Annotated in this window: 18 protein-coding genes; 11 read left to right on the top strand and 7 right to left on the bottom strand. The window is 57.6% G+C overall.

The annotated features are described in order from the left end of the window. The 6 genes from PHT20_RS01490 to PHT20_RS01515 all read right to left on the bottom strand — a co-directional run bounded on the left by PHT20_RS01490 (position 1) and on the right by PHT20_RS01515 (position 4,541). Complete coding sequence (locus PHT20_RS01490) at positions 1 to 552, bottom strand: cytochrome c oxidase assembly protein (RefSeq protein ID WP_301019117.1); 552 nt, start codon at positions 550 to 552, stop codon at positions 1 to 3. Beyond that, positions 552 to 698, bottom strand: a complete 147-nt coding sequence (locus PHT20_RS01495) for a hypothetical protein (protein ID WP_301019118.1) — start codon at positions 696 to 698, stop codon at positions 552 to 554. The genes PHT20_RS01490 and PHT20_RS01495 overlap by 1 nt, the downstream gene beginning before the upstream one ends. A gap of 20 nt (positions 699 to 718) precedes the next feature. Then, positions 719 to 2,323 carry a cytochrome c oxidase subunit 1 gene (locus PHT20_RS01500; RefSeq protein ID WP_301019119.1) on the bottom strand — a complete coding sequence of 535 codons (1,605 nt, stop codon included), beginning with the start codon at positions 2,321 to 2,323 and terminating at the stop codon, positions 719 to 721. Positions 2,324 to 2,363: 40 nt separating this feature from the next. Further along, positions 2,364 to 3,263 (bottom strand): cytochrome c oxidase subunit II, encoded by a 900-nt coding sequence (gene coxB / locus PHT20_RS01505; RefSeq protein WP_301019120.1) that lies wholly within the window; start codon positions 3,261 to 3,263, stop codon positions 2,364 to 2,366. Between the two features lie 151 nt (positions 3,264 to 3,414). Further along, the gene (locus tag PHT20_RS01510; RefSeq protein WP_301019121.1) at positions 3,415 to 3,642 is read right to left on the bottom strand and encodes a cytochrome c oxidase subunit II transmembrane domain-containing protein; all 228 of its coding nucleotides are present in this window, start codon (positions 3,640 to 3,642) and stop codon (positions 3,415 to 3,417) included. A gap of 8 nt (positions 3,643 to 3,650) precedes the next feature. Next, entirely contained in the window at positions 3,651 to 4,541 is an 891-nt protein-coding gene (locus PHT20_RS01515) for a biotin synthase (protein WP_301019122.1), read from the bottom strand. A 30-nt stretch (positions 4,542 to 4,571) separates the two neighbouring features. Between PHT20_RS01515 and PHT20_RS01520 the strand changes: the two genes are divergently transcribed. From PHT20_RS01520 to PHT20_RS01535, 4 genes are read left to right on the top strand one after another with little or no spacing between them, the layout of a single operon-like run. Beyond that, positions 4,572 to 5,267, top strand: coding sequence for a ComF family protein (locus PHT20_RS01520; RefSeq protein ID WP_301019123.1), 696 nt, complete (start codon positions 4,572 to 4,574; stop codon positions 5,265 to 5,267). A gap of 22 nt (positions 5,268 to 5,289) precedes the next feature. Further along, complete coding sequence (locus PHT20_RS01525; RefSeq protein WP_301019124.1) at positions 5,290 to 5,754, top strand: tRNA (cytidine(34)-2'-O)-methyltransferase; 465 nt, start codon at positions 5,290 to 5,292, stop codon at positions 5,752 to 5,754. Beyond that, positions 5,751 to 6,407: a trimeric intracellular cation channel family protein gene (locus PHT20_RS01530; RefSeq protein ID WP_301019125.1), complete on the top strand. Its 657-nt coding sequence runs from the start codon at positions 5,751 to 5,753 to the stop codon at positions 6,405 to 6,407. The genes PHT20_RS01525 and PHT20_RS01530 overlap by 4 nt, the downstream gene beginning before the upstream one ends. Before the next feature lie 38 nt (positions 6,408 to 6,445). Next, entirely contained in the window at positions 6,446 to 6,880 is a 435-nt protein-coding gene (locus tag PHT20_RS01535) for a DUF1841 family protein (protein WP_301019126.1), read from the top strand. A gap of 8 nt (positions 6,881 to 6,888) precedes the next feature. On the opposite strand, the gene PHT20_RS01540 is transcribed toward PHT20_RS01535, so the two are convergent. After that, the gene (locus PHT20_RS01540) at positions 6,889 to 7,548 is read right to left on the bottom strand and encodes a c-type cytochrome (RefSeq protein ID WP_301019127.1); all 660 of its coding nucleotides are present in this window, start codon (positions 7,546 to 7,548) and stop codon (positions 6,889 to 6,891) included. A 179-nt stretch (positions 7,549 to 7,727) separates the two neighbouring features. Here PHT20_RS01540 and PHT20_RS01545 point away from each other — a divergent pair, with 179 nt between their 5' ends. The 7 genes from PHT20_RS01545 to PHT20_RS01575 all read left to right on the top strand — a co-directional run. Further along, entirely contained in the window at positions 7,728 to 8,582 is an 855-nt protein-coding gene (locus tag PHT20_RS01545; protein ID WP_300084747.1) for a MoxR family ATPase, read from the top strand. A 52-nt stretch (positions 8,583 to 8,634) separates the two neighbouring features. Beyond that, the gene (locus tag PHT20_RS01550; protein ID WP_300084746.1) at positions 8,635 to 9,228 is read left to right on the top strand and encodes a GNAT family protein; all 594 of its coding nucleotides are present in this window, start codon (positions 8,635 to 8,637) and stop codon (positions 9,226 to 9,228) included. Positions 9,229 to 9,389: 161 nt separating this feature from the next. Next, the gene (locus PHT20_RS01555; RefSeq protein WP_300084745.1) at positions 9,390 to 9,623 is read left to right on the top strand and encodes an AbrB/MazE/SpoVT family DNA-binding domain-containing protein; all 234 of its coding nucleotides are present in this window, start codon (positions 9,390 to 9,392) and stop codon (positions 9,621 to 9,623) included. A gap of 5 nt (positions 9,624 to 9,628) precedes the next feature. Then, entirely contained in the window at positions 9,629 to 10,042 is a 414-nt protein-coding gene (locus PHT20_RS01560) for a type II toxin-antitoxin system VapC family toxin (protein ID WP_300084744.1), read from the top strand. Positions 10,043 to 10,072: 30 nt separating this feature from the next. Then, positions 10,073 to 11,287: a hypothetical protein gene (locus tag PHT20_RS01565; protein ID WP_301019128.1), complete on the top strand. Its 1,215-nt coding sequence runs from the start codon at positions 10,073 to 10,075 to the stop codon at positions 11,285 to 11,287. Beyond that, positions 11,284 to 13,143, top strand: a complete 1,860-nt coding sequence (locus PHT20_RS01570) for a BamA/TamA family outer membrane protein (RefSeq protein ID WP_301019129.1) — start codon at positions 11,284 to 11,286, stop codon at positions 13,141 to 13,143. The genes PHT20_RS01565 and PHT20_RS01570 overlap by 4 nt, the downstream gene beginning before the upstream one ends. Continuing rightward, positions 13,143 to 16,001, top strand: a 2,859-nt coding sequence (locus PHT20_RS01575) for a hypothetical protein (protein ID WP_301019130.1), incomplete at its 3' end; no start/stop codon positions are given. The genes PHT20_RS01570 and PHT20_RS01575, both read left to right, overlap by 1 nt.

A 16,001-nucleotide genomic window follows, 5' to 3' on the forward strand; every position in this document is an offset into this window, starting at 1 on the left:
TCAGCTTTTAGGCTTGATGGCTTCAAAAAATGTGTACGAAAGCGTGACAGTTCCAAAGTCTGGGTCAAGCTTGGGGTTGACCACAAACACCACCGGCATGGTGCGGGTCTCGTTGGGCGCAAAGGTTTGTTGACTGAAACAAAAACATTCCAGTTTTTCAAAATATTGTGCCGCCACAGCCGGGGTAATGCTGGGAATGGCCTGACCGACAAAAACCTTGTCTGTGGTGTTGGTGATGGTGTAGTTCATGCGAGAAATTTCACCCGGATGCACCCGAATAGAAAAACCTTCAGGCTTGAATTGCAACCCGACACCTGGCATGGAGTGGCTTAAAAACTCCACCTTGACCGAACGTGAAAAATCGACCTGGGTGTTTTTGTCGGCCACCATCGCCACTTCGTTGGTTTTGCCATTGAGCCCGGTAATGCGACAAATCAAGTCGTAAAACGGCACCATGGCAAAACCAAACCCAACAAAAAACAAAGCAACAAAGCCAAGTTTGAAGCCCAAGCGCAAGTTGTGACGCTGGCGCTCGGCGGCAGGCATACCCATCAGAACGGGCGGTATTTCCATATGGAACCTAAAAATATCGCCAGCACAACAGCACCAAAGATGTAACCCAAGCGTTTGTTACTGCGCTTGCGTTTTTCCCATTCAGCCGCATCCATCACAGGCACATTGGACTCAAACAATTTCATATTCCGTTTCCGTGTTCGAGTTAAGCAATCACTGGCGGTTTTTCAAAGGTGTGGTAGGGCGCTGGTGAAGGCACTGTCCATTCCAGACCCTCTGCACCTTCCCAGGCCTTGTCAGCGGCTTTTTCACCACCTTTGACGGTGCGGTACACGTTGTAGATGAAGATCAAGTGCGCAGAACCCAACACAAATGCCCCCATGCTGGAGAGCATGTTCCACTCGGCAAACATCACTGGGTAGTCAGGAATACGACGCGGCATGCCGGCCAAACCCACAAAAAACTGCGGAATGAATGTCAGGTTAAAGCCCACGATCGTGACCCAGAAGTGCCACTTGCCAATGGTTTCGTTGAGCATGTGACCCGTCCACTTGGGCAGCCAGTAGTAAATGGCGGCCATGGCACCCATCACCGCAGTGGGGTAAAACGCGTAGTGGAAATGCGCCACCATGAAATACGCGTTGTGGTATTGCGGGTCTGCCGCAGCATCCGACAAAGCCAAGCCTGTCACACCGCCCCAGCCAAACAACACCAGTGAGCCCAAGGCAAACAGCATGGGTGTCTCAAAACTCATGGAACCCTTCCAGATGGTGGCAATCCAGCAGAAGAACAGCACTGCCAGCGGGAACGAAATGGCCATGGTGATGTACATGAAGTAAATCTGGCTACCCAGCGACATGCCGCTGGTGAACATGTGGTGTGCCCACACCACCAAACCCAAGCCAGCAATGGCCCAGAAAGAATAAACCTGGGCTTTGTAGCCATAAATCGGTTTGCGGGCAAAAGCCGAGAACACGTGAGGCAATGCGCCAGCAATTGGCAACAGCAGCACATACACCTCGGGGTGACCCATGAACCAGAAAATGTGTTGCCACAGCACCGGGTCTCCACCACCAGCAGCATTGAAGAAGTGGGTGTCAAAGTGGCGATCCATCAGCACCATGGTCACACCACCGGCAAACACCGGCATGATGGTGATGAGCAGCACAGCAGTCATCAGGAAGCCATGGGCAAACAGCGGCATTTTCATGAGCGTCATGCCAGGCGCGCGCATGTTGAGGATGGTGACAATGACGTTAATGGAGCCCAAAATGGACGACACACCCAACATGTGAATGGCAAAAATGGCAAAGTCCATGCCCCAGCCGCTTTGAATGGACAACGGTGCATACATTGTCCAGCCGGTATCTACTGCACCAGGCCCGACACCCATCAAGCCCAAAAAGAACGGCAAGGTAAGCATGATGGCGGCAGGCGGCAAAATCCAGAAACCCCAGTTGTTCAGCCGGGGCAAAGCCATGTCAGGCGCGCCAATCATCATCGGCAACATGTAGTTGGCCAGACCTGTGGCCGCGGGCATGGCAAAGCCAAACACCATCACCAAGCCGTGCAAGGTGATCAACTGGTTGAATAACTCAGGTTGCACAAATTGCAATCCCGGCTGAAAAAGTTCGAGACGCACCGTCAAAATCATGCCGCCACCCACAAACAGCATGACAAAACCGAAGATCAAATACATGATCCCGATGTCTTTGTGGTTGGTGGTTTCCAACCAGCGAACCCAGCCACCTTTGTAATGCCCGTCGTGCGAATCACTGACCGGCAAGCCGTGCGTCATATCATGTGCCATTGACAACTCCTTCTACTTGATTTTTAAAACGGATACGCGTTTACTGAGCTTTGGCTACAACCGCAGCTTTGGGCGACTCAATCACTGCCACGGGTGCAGCAGGTGCGACTGGTGGTGCAATGGCGGCTGCAGCGGGTGCAGGTGCGGCAGCTGCTTTTTTGCTGGCAAGCCACGCCGCAAATTCCTCTTGACTCACAACATTGACCACCACCGGCATGAAGCCGTGCTCTTTGCCACACAGCTCAGAGCATTGCCCACGGTAGGTACCTGTTTTTTCAACAGTGGCCCAAAACTCACGCAAAAAGCCAGGAACAGCGTCGCGTTTGACACCAAAAGCGGGCACCCACCAGCTGTGAATGACATCATTTGACGTGGTCACAAAACGAATTTTTTTACCCACTGGCAGCACCAACGGGTTATCAACCTCCAGCAAGTAGTTCTCGCCTTTGGCGGCGCCACTGTCGATTTGGTCACGTGGTGTTGTCAAACGGCTGGTGTAGCTCACACCCTCTGCCGGGAACTCATATTGCCAGAGCCACTGGCTGCCAGTGACCTTGACCACCATCTCGGCATCGGTTTTGGTGTCTTCATACAGCACCACCGCATGAAAAGCCGGAATGCCAAACACGCCGTAGTCGATCACAAACAACAGCGCAAAGGGTGACAAAGCCCACAGCCATTGTTTGCGGTTGGTGGGACCTGAGAACTGAGCGGCTTTGTAACCTGCAGCCTTGTTGTGGGTGCGAAAAGAATAGATCAACATGCCCAGCACCACAAAAAACATGATCAAGATGACCACCATCACCAAGTTGTGCATGTGCAATGTTTCTCGCGCAATGGGGGTCACGGGCTCAGGAAAGTTGAACGCATACCCTGCCATGGCAGCCACTGAACACAGCGTCAAAATGACACCCAGACCAAACCTGTAGAAGCTACGCATAAACCGATGTCCTTTGATTAAGATTAAATCAATACAAACAAAAATTTGATATTTGTCAAACAATTGTAGGAGATCATCGTCTAGCCAACCCACAAAAACTACAGGGGAAAACCCGATAACTGAAATTCTTTAAGCGTTGACTCCCTGACCGTCAAGGTGTCCAGAACATGCGAGCGGTGGGCCACACCAACAGCAGCACAATCACGCACGGCGCTACTGTCCAAGCCATCTCAACGGCCAGCGAGCTGTGAAAGTTGAGTCGCTCGGGTGAGCCGGCACGGTGATGTTGCCACGAAGCCCACAGCAGGGCGATGAACGATGCCCCCAAAATCACCAGGCACACCATCATCAAAGCCCATCTGAAGCTCAATTCGGTCATGTGTTTCCTCAATTTGAATGATGTCCACCTGTCAACTGACTGCGCTTCAAAGCGCTGCGCATCTCGCTCAAAGAAATTTCACTTTGAGCGCTGACTTTTAACCTTGGCGCTGGCTTGAACGCGTGGCCATACAGCACTTCAAACGTCAATTGCAATGGCTTTTTCGCAAGCTCAGCAAGCAGCCGTTGATGCCACGCGTGCCCGCGCAGTGAGGTGAAGCGCTGCACATGCAAATTGCGCCCCAGCCCCCGCAATTCTTGGAGCAAGCGCTCAGGCGTTTCAAAGGTGAGCGTGATGCGCTCCATGTCCATCACCGGCTCGGCAAAACCTGCCGCAACCAGCTGGTCACCCCAATCATGCATGTCAGTGAACGCATGGCAGGGCGCTAACCAGCCCAGGCTGCGATAAAGGTGCTGGAGCTCTTGCAGGGAATCAGGCCCCAGGCATGAAAACATCAAAAACCCATCCACTTGCAACGCACGGTGCCAATCGGCCAGCACGGACTGCGGGTCAGATGCCATGTGCAACTGCATGTTGGCCCACACCATTTGAGCGGGCTGCACCACGCTGTCAACCACTTGCACCCGTGGGCGCAACCAGCGTTGCGCAGTCCACCAAGGCGATTGCAACAGCTGGGTGACATGGTGATGGGCAGACGGCGCTTCTAGCACCGTACAAGATGCCTTGGCATAGCGCTGCATCAGCGCGTCGTGCGCCTTCACGCCACCTTTCAGGGGCTCCCAGTGCACCCAACTTTGCGGCTGCTGCTTGATCAAATCAAGACGCTCCTGCATGCGCTGCGCTACCTCTTCATGCAGCCAAGGTGATGCTGGCAAACGCAAACGCTGCCAGCGCTGGGCGGCAACAGGGTCAATGGTGGGCGGGCGGGATGAGTTCATAGGCAGCAGGGCACAGAGTATATTGATGCCATGCTGTCCAAGATGTTCACAGGGCTGATTGACACCGTGGCGAGCCAATGCCAGGTTTGCCGCCAATGGCCTGCTCATGCCATTTGTGAAGACTGTGTGAACCAGTTTGCCCAACCCCAACCACGCTGCTTGACTTGCGCACTGCCCGTGCCAGCGGGCTTGACGCAATGTGGTGCCTGCTTGAAAGCGCCACCCCCACTGGATCAGTGCCTGGCGGCGGTTGACTATGCCTACCCTTGGTCAAATTTGATTGCAGACTTCAAATTCCGCAGCCACACTGGTTTGGCACATCACTTGGCCAAGCTGCTCAAAGCCAGCCCGTGGGTCGAGCCCACTTTAGACGAAGCAGATGTGTTGCTCCCCATGCCCTTGTCCAAAGAACGTCTGGCTGAACGCGGCTACAACCAAGCACTTTTGTTGGCCAAAGCGCTCTGCCCCGCCAAAACACAGCCTGAAGTTTTGCTGCGGTTGTTGCACACACCCGCCCAACACACGCTGGGCAGGTCAGAGCGCCTGCACGCGCTTGACCATGCCTTTACGCTGGAGCCGTTTTTGGCGGCCGGCCTCAGTGGGGCACATGTGGTGTTGATCGACGATGTCATGACCACCGGCGCATCCCTTTATGCCGCGGCTCAAGTGCTGCGCAGCGGCGGTGTCAAACGCATCACGGGCATGGTCTTTGCGCGCACTTGCTAAGGCGTGTACGACAATACGTGCCATGTTTCACATTGTTTTGGTTCAGCCCGAAATCCCACCCAACACCGGCAACGTCATCCGCCTGGCAGCCAACACCGGGTGCAGCTTGCACCTGATTGAACCCCTTGGCTTCTCCATGGAAGACAAGCACATGCGCCGTGCCGGGCTTGACTACCATGAATATGCCAGCGTCACCCGCCATGCCAACTGGCAAGCTTTCATGACCGCACAACAGCCCCAACCCGCACACATGTTTGCCATGACCACACGCGCCAGCAAAAACCTGTTTGAGGCCCAGTTCAAACCCGGTGACTATCTGGTTTTTGGTTCTGAAACCAAAGGCTTGAGCGATGAGGTGCGTGCGTGCTTTGCCCCAGAGCAAGCTGTCAAACTGCCCATGCTGGCTGGCCAGCGCAGCTTGAATTTGTCAAACACTGTGGCTGTGACGGTGTTTGAGGCATGGCGTCAGAACAACTTTGCAAGATGAACACGCCAACCATCAACCACATTCAACTTTGGGGCGAAACGCTGCGGCTGCTGGTTGAACTCTCTGGCACCGCAGCGTTTGCCTTGTCAGGCATCCTGAAAGGTGCTCAAAAGCGCCTGGACGCGGTGGGCGTGTGCGTGGTCGGTTTCCTGGCCGCTTTTGGTGGCGGCACGGTACGCGACCTGCTGCTCGATGAACGCCCATTTTTCTGGGTCAAACACGTCGAAATGCTTTGGGGGGTGTTGATGATGTGCGTCTTGGCCATGGTGTTCATGCGCCGCCACCACTTTGACCAAACCCGCAAAGCCATCGAATGGCCAGACGCACTGGGCTTGGGTCTGTTCACTGCCAGTGGCGTGCACCAAGCGTTGACAGGGCACTTGCCGGCGCTGGTGGCGGTGCTGATGGGCTTGATCACGGGTGTGTTTGGTGGCGTATTGCGAGACATCGTGTGCAACGAGATTCCAGCCGCCTTCAGCGACCACCGGCCATACGCGGTTTGTGCTTTTGCGGGTGGCTGGGTTTACATAGGCTTGTGGCAACTGGGCACACCGGGCTGGCTGTCACTGGTGGTGTGCGTGGCTGTCACGGCCGGGTTGCGCGTCATGGCCGTCTGGCGCAACTGGCAACTGCCCGCCTGGCAGCTGGATTAAGCAAAACTCTCACATCTTCAAGTCAAAGCACCCGCCCCATGTTCAACCCATCGCAAGCTGACGTTCGCCGTTTTTTTTGTTCTGTTTATGCCAAATCCAAGGCGGGAAAAGCGCTAGAAGCTATTGAAAGCATAGCTAGCTTATGGATTGACGAGCACCCCGAATACCATTTGGCGCTGTCAGATGTCGATGCAGCCTTGCAAAATATGGGGCAAACCGAGGCCGGTACAAGCAACCCTTTTTTGCATTTGTCCATGCACCTGTCGATTACCGAGCAGTGCAGCATTGACCAGCCGCGTGGCATCCGGCAGGCCGTGGAGTTGCTCACCCACCGAGTCGACTCATTGCACGACGCACACCACGCCGCCATGGACTGCCTGGGACGCATGCTGTGGGAAAGCCAGCGCGCCGGCCGCCCACCAGATGGCGATGCTTACGTGGCCTGCGTGCAACGCCACGCCACCCAGGACTGAAAGCCGTTTTATTTCACCCGGTCGCGCTGCACGGTTTGCATCTCGCCGGGCAAACTGCCCACGTAATCCGCCAACACTTTCAATTCTGCATTCGAGAACTGTTTGGCCACACCGCCCATGATCGGATGGCCACGGCCGATCAAAGGCTTGTCGTTGGTTTTGTATGAGCGCAACGCCACATACAAATAGTCACTGTGCTGACCGGCAATTTTGGGGTAAGAAGGGTCAATGGGTTTGCTCAGGTTGGCACCATGGCAAGACGTGCACCCCCCCTGTGTGACCAACGCCGCTGCTTTAGCAGTGCCCTCAGCAGCTTGCGCTGGCAAGGTCACACCTGTGCCTGTGGACTCATAAAAAGCCGCCAAATCGGCAATGTCTTGGTCAGACAAACTGCCAGCCAAGGTGCGCATGGAGGGGTGCTTGCGATCACCCGCCTTGTAGGCATGCAAAGCAGAGCGAATATAGCCAGCGCCTTGACCATTGATTTTCGGCACCTGGTGCACTTCAGGAAACCCGATGTGATAGCCTTTGATGCCATGGCAGCCAATACACAGCGCATTTTTCTTGCCACCCGCAGCTGCATCACCCTGCAAGTCTTGAGCATGAACCGTCAACGAACTGGCGCAAGCAACCACCAAGGAAGACAGGACTAACTGAAATGAGTTCATTTTGTTAAGACAATCCATAAAAATATGTTGCACGATTTGATAAATGTCAAATAATTATAGAAACCCATCTGGCATGCACAACATGGCGTAAACCCGATGGTCAGCGCCAAAATCACTACCACAAACCTCTCCCACTTCACCACGCATGCCCCCTTCTGCGCGCACACCCAACCCTATTTATGAAATTCCAAGGCACCTCCAACTACGTCGCCACCTCTGATTTGATGCTGGCCGTCAACGCCGCCATCACCCTGCAACGCCCGCTGCTGGTCAAGGGCGAGCCCGGCACTGGCAAGACCATGCTGGCCGAAGAAGTGGCCACCGCCCTGAACCTGCCGCTGCTGCAGTGGCACATCAAAAGCACCACCAAAGCGCAGCAAGGCCTGTATGAGTACGACGCGGTCAGCCGTCTGCGCGACTCACAACTGTCTGACGTAGACGGCGGTGAGCGCGTCAAAAACATCCATAACTACATCGTCAAAGGCGTGCTGTGGCAAGCGTTCACGGCCGATGCGCCGGTAGCACTGTTGATCGACGAAATCGACAAAGCCGACATTGAGTTCCCTAACGATTTGCTGCGTGAAATTGACCGCATGGAGTTTTACTGCTATGAAACCCGTGAGCTGATCCGCGCCAAACACCGCCCGCTGGTGTTCATTACCTCCAACAACGAAAAAGAGTTGCCTGATGCGTTTTTGCGCCGCTGCTTCTTCCACTACATCAAGTTTCCCGATGCCGTGACCATGAAGCAAATTGTGGACGTGCATTTCCCCGGCCTCAAAGCCGAGCTGCTCAGCGCCGCGATGAAGACGTTTTTTGATGTGCGCAACCTGCCCGGTCTGAAGAAAAAACCCTCTACCAGCGAACTGCTGGACTGGCTCAAGCTGCTGATGGCGCAAGACATACCCGCCTCTGTGTTGCAAACCAACGACGACAAGGTGGCAGTGCCGCCACTGGTGGGTGCACTGCTCAAAAATGAACAGGACGTGATGCTGTTTGAGAAGCTGGTGTTCATGCAAAGCCGCAATCGCTGAACAGCAATAAGCGCCACTCAGCGTTTGAAGACATTTTTTATCGGAGGACTTGATGACTTTTGTTGAACCTGTCACCCTCAACGCAGGCGGCATCACGCTGGTGCCCCTGGCGCTTGCGCATGAAGCGGGTCTGCGCACAGCCGCTGCTGACGGGGAGCTTTGGAACATTCGAGTCACTTCCGTGCCTGAGCCAGAGAACACCCGCCAATACATCGAAGACGCGCTAGCCATGCGCGAGGCTGGCAATCGGTTTGCGTTCGCCGTCACCGCGACCGACACCGACAAAGTACTCGGTTGTACCAGCTACCACGACATCCTACCTGCCGTCAAACGAGTCGAAATTGGCTGGACTTGGTACGCCCAAAGCGTGCAGCGCAGCTTTGTGAACACCACCTGCAAACTGCTGCTGCTGACCCATGCTTTCGAGACCCTCGGGTGCAACACCGTGGGCTGGCGCACAGACAATTTCAACTTTGCGTCGCAAGCTGCCATTGAGCGATTGGGAGCCAAAAAAGACGGTGTCATTCGCGGCCACGCGTTGCGCCGCGACGGCACCATCCGCGACACCGTGATGTACAGCCTGACGTGTGGTGAATGGCTTGAGGTGAAGAACCACTTGCGCTACTTATTAAGCAAACCGCGTTGAGGGTTTTGCCAAGTTTTTTTATTATTTTGATAGCTGCTTATGCTTTATCTATAAGCGCTAAGAGCCAATTTGGCATATAAATTTTTCATGACCATTGATCACTCAAACACCTTTAAATACAACCATATACAATTTGTATATGGCAACTTTGGGAGTACACCATGACCACCGCCACTGCCGCCGTTTTCATGTCTGGCAACAGCCAGGCCGTGCGTCTGCCCAAGGCGTTTCAGCTCAAATCCAAGCGCGTCACCATCGAGCGCCAGGGCGATGAGATTGTGCTGCGCGAAGCACCACAAACCATGAAAGAGTTTCTGGACAAGCTGCCCATCATTCCCGATGCGCCTTTTGACCTTGGCGACGAAGGTTCTGTCGAGCCCGTAGAAGCGTGGTGAACGCCATGCCGTTTGGACTGACGCATTACCTGATTGACACCAACATCTGGAGCCATCTCCAAAGGCGAACAACAAAAGGACTGTTGGACAGGTTTACCGAACTCAAACCTGGTCAGACTTTTCTATCTCCCGTGGTTTTGGGCGAGATGGAAACCGGGTATCTCAAGGGCGATCGTGCACCCTACCGCCGGGTTGCGTTGGATCAGATCATTGGTTCATGCCAGATGCTGAGCGTCAATCGACAAGTGGCGATTGCATATGCTCAACTGCGCGCCCAACTTGAGCAAGCGGGCACCCCCATCGGCTCCAACGACACCTGGATTGCCGCCGAAGCCTTGCACCACAAGCTGGTGCTGGTGACTGACAACGTGCGTGATTTCTCACGCGTACCAGGGCTTGTGGTCGAAAACTGGCTTTAAGTCCAATGCAGTCCCCATTGAATTCACCCCATGCTGATCGACTTCTTCTACACCCTGCGCGCCGCCAAACTCCCCGTCTCGGTCAAGGAATTCCTGACCCTGCTGGAAGCCTTGAAACTCGGCGTGGTGGGCCCCAAAACACCGCAGGCCGATGACAGCGACGACACCCCCAGCGGCTACAAAATCGACGACTTCTACTTTCTGAGCCGCGCCACCCTGGTCAAGGACGAAAAGCACTACGACAAGTTTGACCGGGCCTTTGCCGCCTACTTCAAAGGTGTTGAGCTGGTGACCGATTTCACCAAGGAAATTCCGCTGGACTGGCTCAAGAAAACAATCGAACTCAACCTGAGCCCCGAAGAAAAGGCGGCCATCGAAAAAATGGGCTGGGACGAGCTGATGGACACGCTCAAAAAACACCTGGAAGAGCAAAAAGAGCGCCACGAAGGCGGCAGCAAGTGGATTGGCACCGGCGGCACCAGCCCATTTGGCAACAGCGGCTACAACCCGCAGGGCATCCGCATTGGTGGCAAAGGCGGCGGCAAATCGGCCGTCAAGGTGTGGGAGCAGCGCGCCTACCGCGACTATGACGACACCCAAGAACTCGGCACGCGCAACATCAAGGTGGCGCTGCGCCGCCTGCGCAAATTTGCGCGCGAAGGCCACATCGAAGAACTTGATCTAGGGGGCACCATCCGCGCCACCGCAGCCAATGCCGGCTACCTTGACATCAAAATGCAGCCAGAGCGCCACAACAACGTCAAAGTGCTGCTGCTGATGGACGTGGGCGGCACCATGGACGAGCACATTGCCCGGGTTGAAGAGCTTTTTTCTGCGGCCAAGGCCGAGTTCAAGCACCTGGAGTTTTATTACTTTCACAACTGCGTGTACGACTTTGTCTGGAAGAACAACCGCCGCCGCTTTGCCGAGAAATTGACCACCTGGGATCTTTTGCGCAAGTACAACAAAGACTACAAACTGATCTTCATTGGCGACGCCACCATGAGCCCCTATGAAATTCTGCAACCCGGCGGCAGCGTGGAATACAGCAACGAAGAAGCCGGTGCCCAGTGGCTGGCCAGGCTCACCAGCACTTACCCGCACTTTGCCTGGATCAACCCCGAACCCCAAGGCGTGTGGCAATACCGCCAAAGCATCAGCATCGTGCAGCAGATCATGAGTCAGCGCATGTTCCCCATGACGCTGCGTGGGCTTGAAGACGCCATGCGGTTGCTCAGCAAATGACCCGCCTGACCCAGACGCTTGGCCTGCTGGCGCTGTGGTTGGCAGTCAGCCAAACCACCTGCGCGGCAGACCCCCCCCCGCGAATGTCTGAGCTTGCAACAGCACCCACCATGGCAGCAGCGACGCAAAGTGGGTTTGACATTCGCATTGAGGCGCCCAAAGACGTTGAGCAAGTGCTCAGCCGCCATCTGGAGCTGCAACGCTACCGCGACCAGACTGATTTGAGCGAAGGCGAGCTCGACCGGCTGCAAACCCAAGCCCAGCAAGACGCCAGGCAACTGCTGGGCACGCTGGGCTATTTTTCACCCACCGTGGTGGTAGACCGTGAAAGCGCTGCACCGCCTGCCACCGGCCAAGTGATCCGCATCCAGGTCACCCCTGGCGCGCCCACGCGGGTAGACCAAGTGCAGCTGACATTCACCGGTGCCATTGCCACACAGGCAAACGCTGCCAGCCAGCGCGATGAAATTCAAACCAGCTGGTCGCTGCGTGCAGGCCAGCCCTTCACCCAAACCGCCTGGGACAGCGCCAAACAGCTCGCGCTGCGCCAACTCACCGCAGACAACTACCCCGACGGCCGCATTGTTGAGGCGCTGGCCGACATCGACCCTGACCGCCATCTGGCTCACCTGCACCTCACGCTTGATTCTGGCGCTGCGTATCGCACCGGTAGCCTGGCCATTGAAGGCTTGCAGCGCTTTGATGCTGAACTGGTGCATCAACTCGCTCGCCTCACACCCGGCACACCCTACCGCCAACAAGATTTGGTGGCCGCCCAACAGCGCTTGTCTGACAGCGGCTACTTTGACGCCGCCTTTGTCACCATCGACACCACTACCCCGCCAGAGCACGCCACCGTGCAAGTCAAGCTGCGCGAGGCCAAGTTGCAAAAACTGGTGTTGGGCGTGGGTGCCAGCACCGACAGCGGACCGCGCCTGTCGCTTGAGCACACCCACCACAAAGTCCCCGGTCTGGGCTGGCGCGCGGTCAGCAAAGCCCAGCTGGAGCGCAACAACAGCGCGCTGGGCACCGAGCTGACGGCGCCACCCAATGCCGACAACTGGCGCTGGGTCGCCTCTGCCCTGCTGCAAAACCAGCTGCTGGGCAGCTTGAACGTGGCCAGCCAACAACTGCGCGGCGGGCGCAAACAAAGCAGTGAACGCATTGACCGCAACATTTACATCCAATACGACCGCGCCACGTCTGCCAGCAGCGCCACCACCAGCCTATCAACTGACATTGCCCAGTCGCTCAGTGCCAACTACGCCTTTGCGGTGCGGTATTACGACGATTTACCGTTTCCCAGCAGCGGCTGGGGCTGGGGTGCTGAACTCGGCGGCGGCACCACACTGGGCACTCAGCCCCAGGCCTACACCCGCTGGCTGACCCGCTGGCAGGGCTTTCTAGGCTTGGGTACGCAGGGGCAAACCACAGCCAGCGCCTCACGGCTTTCCATGCGAGCCACGCTGGCAGGCATCGTGGCGCAAGACGGCATCAACCTGCCCAGCACCCAGCTGTTTTTGGCCGGTGGCGACAACAGCGTGCGCGGCTACGCCTTGAACGACATTGGCATCACGCTGGCCGACGGCAGCATCACCGCCGGCCGTTACCTGGCCAGTGGCAGTGCCGAATGGCAGCGCCCGGTGCGCATCGATGGCCGCCTGACCGACTGGGAAAGCACGCTGTTTGTCGATGCCGGTGCGGTAGCCAACCAGCCGGCCGCGCTCAAAGCCAAGGTCGGCGTGGGGGCAGGCGCTCGCTGGAAAAGCCCGGTGGGGCCGCTGCAAATTGACCTGGCCTATGGCGTGGACGTGCGCCGCTTTCGTTTGCACATGAACCTGGGCTTTACCTTCTGATGCGCGCCCTGGCTCTGAAACTGCTCCTGAGTGGGGTGCTGGCCATGCTGGCACTGCTGACCGCCGCGTGGTTGTGGAGCAGCAGCGCGGGCTCGCTGGCAACCCTGCTCACGCAGTTGAATGCTTTCTTACCTGCTGGCCAAACCCTGCAAGTCAGCGGCGTGCAAGGCTCTGTGCACCAGGGCGGCCGCATTGGGCAGCTGCGCTGGAGCCAAGGTGATTTGAGCGTAGAGGCCACCGACGTGGTCATCAGCTGGACGCTGCCCCCCTTGCTGGACAAAGAATGGCGACTGACGCAACTGCGCATGGCCACCCTGACGGTACAAGACCACCGCCCACCTGCGCCCACCGAGCCCAAACCAGCGCCAACCGAGCTTAGGTTGCCGCTGCGCCTGACGCTGCCCTTCCAAATCGAACGGTTCAGCCTTCAGGGCAACACCGCTTTTGAAGCTTCAGAACTTTCTGGGAAATATATTTTTGATAGTGCCTTGCACAGTATCCATAAGCTCTATGGGCATATTTCATCTGGAACATACCAACTTGAAGGCACCCTTGAAGCCGCCGCCCCCATGGCGCTGGCGCTGCAGTTGCAAGGCCAAGTGCACAGCCCCATGCCTGGCACTGACAAACCGCTCAACGTGGCTGCCAGCGCCAGCCTGACCGGCCACCTCAGTGGTACAGACGCATTGCTCACGCTGCAAGCCAGCCTGACGCCTGAACAGGTCAACACGGCTCGCGCCATGCAAGCCCAAGTCACAGCGCAGATAGCCCCCTGGCAAGCCCAACCCCTGCGCCAAGCCAGCGCCCAGTGGCAAGCGCTGAACCTGGCTGCGCTGTGGCCGCAAGCTCCGCAAACCCTGCTCAGTGGCCAAGCCGAGGTGCGCCCCAGCGCACCGGGCTGGCTGGGTCAAGTGGCGCTGACCAATGCCCTGGCCGGCCCCTGGAACCTGCAACGCTTGCCACTGCAAACACTGCAAGCCACCTTCAGCCACGCGCAAGACCAGTGGGTCGTCACCGCACTCAACGCTGCGGCTGGGGGCGGACACATCACCGGCACTGGCCAGCTCAATCAAGCGCAGTGGCAGGGAAGCGCCAGCGTCAAAGGGCTCAACCCCGCCGCCATCGACTCCCGGTTGGCACCAGCCAGCCTCAGCGGCACGCTGCGAGCCCAGCCCGCTGGCGACGGCATGGGTTTCTCTGCACACATCAAAGCGGGTGCCGCCCCTGCGCCCCAAACGCTTGGCAAAACCACGCCCACACCCATTCAAGCCATTCAACTGCAAAGCCTGCAAACCCAGGGGCTATGGGCGGGCGGCGTGCTCTCGCTCACCCATCTGAACATTCAGGCTGAAGCTGCCCAGCTGCTCGGGCAACTGGCCTACAACACCCACACCCAAGCCGCTCAGGGCAAGCTCAACCTCACCTTGCCTGGCCTGCAAGGCCGCATTGACGGGCAAATCGCCCCCACCAGCGGTCAAGGCAGCTTGTCAGTCAATGTGTTGCAGGCACGGCAAACCACCGACTGGCTCAAACGTTTCGCCACAGCCAGCCAGCCACTGCACCAGTTGCAACTTGAGGGGCAAACCCAGTTAGAAGCCCAGTGGCAAGGGGGCTGGCAGCAGCTTGGCCACACCCTTCACATTGAAGGTGTGCTGCACATTCCCCAGCTTGACTGGCGCTCACCAGCCACTGCGGCCAACCTTCCCCCGGCCACCGGCCAATTGCGTCAGGCCCAGCTGCAGGTGTCTGGCACCCTGCCCGCTTTGACGCTCAGCAGCCAAGGCCAGCTGCTCATGGATCAGCGAGAGCTGCGCTGGCACACCCAAGCCAGCGCCGGCCAGCGCCAGCCAGGTCACTGGCAAGCCAGCGTGGCCACCTTGCAACTGCAAGCACAAGACCCGAAGCACCCCGGCCTGTGGACGTTGACCTTGGGTGACCACACAGCCACAACCGATGCCGCGCTCGCGCTGGACTGGCAAGACACGGGCACGCTGCAACAGCTGAGCGTGAGCCACCACACCGCACAGATCACCGGCCCCATGCCAGGCCAGGCGCAGTTGAGCTGGCAACCCCTGCACTGGTCACAGCCTGTCAGCAAGCCCGCACCCGGCAAGCACGCATCTCCCCCGGTACAGCCACCTGCACAGTGGCAAAGCCAGGGGCAAATCAGCCAGCTGCCACTGGCCTGGCTCGATGCCTTCAGCGGCAAATCTTTATCTGAGCTGGGGCTCTCTAGCGACCTGCTGTTGACCGGCAGTTGGGAGGCTCGCCAAGCCAGCAACCTGAATGTGAGCGCCATGCTAGAGCGTAGCAGCGGCGATGTGCGCCTGCATACCGATGCCAAAAACCAAGCGCCCCTACCCGCCCAGCTCCAAGAAGCACGCCTGAACGTCAACCTGACAGACAACGACCTGGCAGGCAGCCTACGCTGGACCAGCCAGCGCGCCGGTCATGCGCTGCTGGCCTTCAGCACCCAACTGCAAACCCTTGACGCGGGCTGGCAGTGGCAGCAAGACGCTCCGGTGGGTGGCAGCCTGCAGCTGCAACTGCCGCCCATGGATGCCTGGACGGCACTGGCGCCCCCCGGCTGGCGCATGCGCGGCACGCTCGATGCCAATGCCACGCTCACTGGCACGCGCCAACAGCCGCACTGGGCAGGCACTTTGCAAGCTCAAAACCTGGCCGTGCGCTCGGTAGCCGTCGGCATTGATTTGCAGCAAGGCAGCTTGTTGGCGCGGCTCGACGGGCAGCAGTTGCACCTGGAAGATTTCTCCCTTTATGGGGCTGGCGGCGCCGCTGGTGGCCAAGTCACGCTCACGGGCCTGGTGCAGTGGCTGCCCGCCCACGCACCCAACACC

The sequence above is a fragment of the Rhodoferax sp. genome (assembly GCF_028715765.1).
Taxonomy (GTDB): Bacteria; Pseudomonadota; Gammaproteobacteria; order Burkholderiales; family Burkholderiaceae_C; genus Rhodoferax.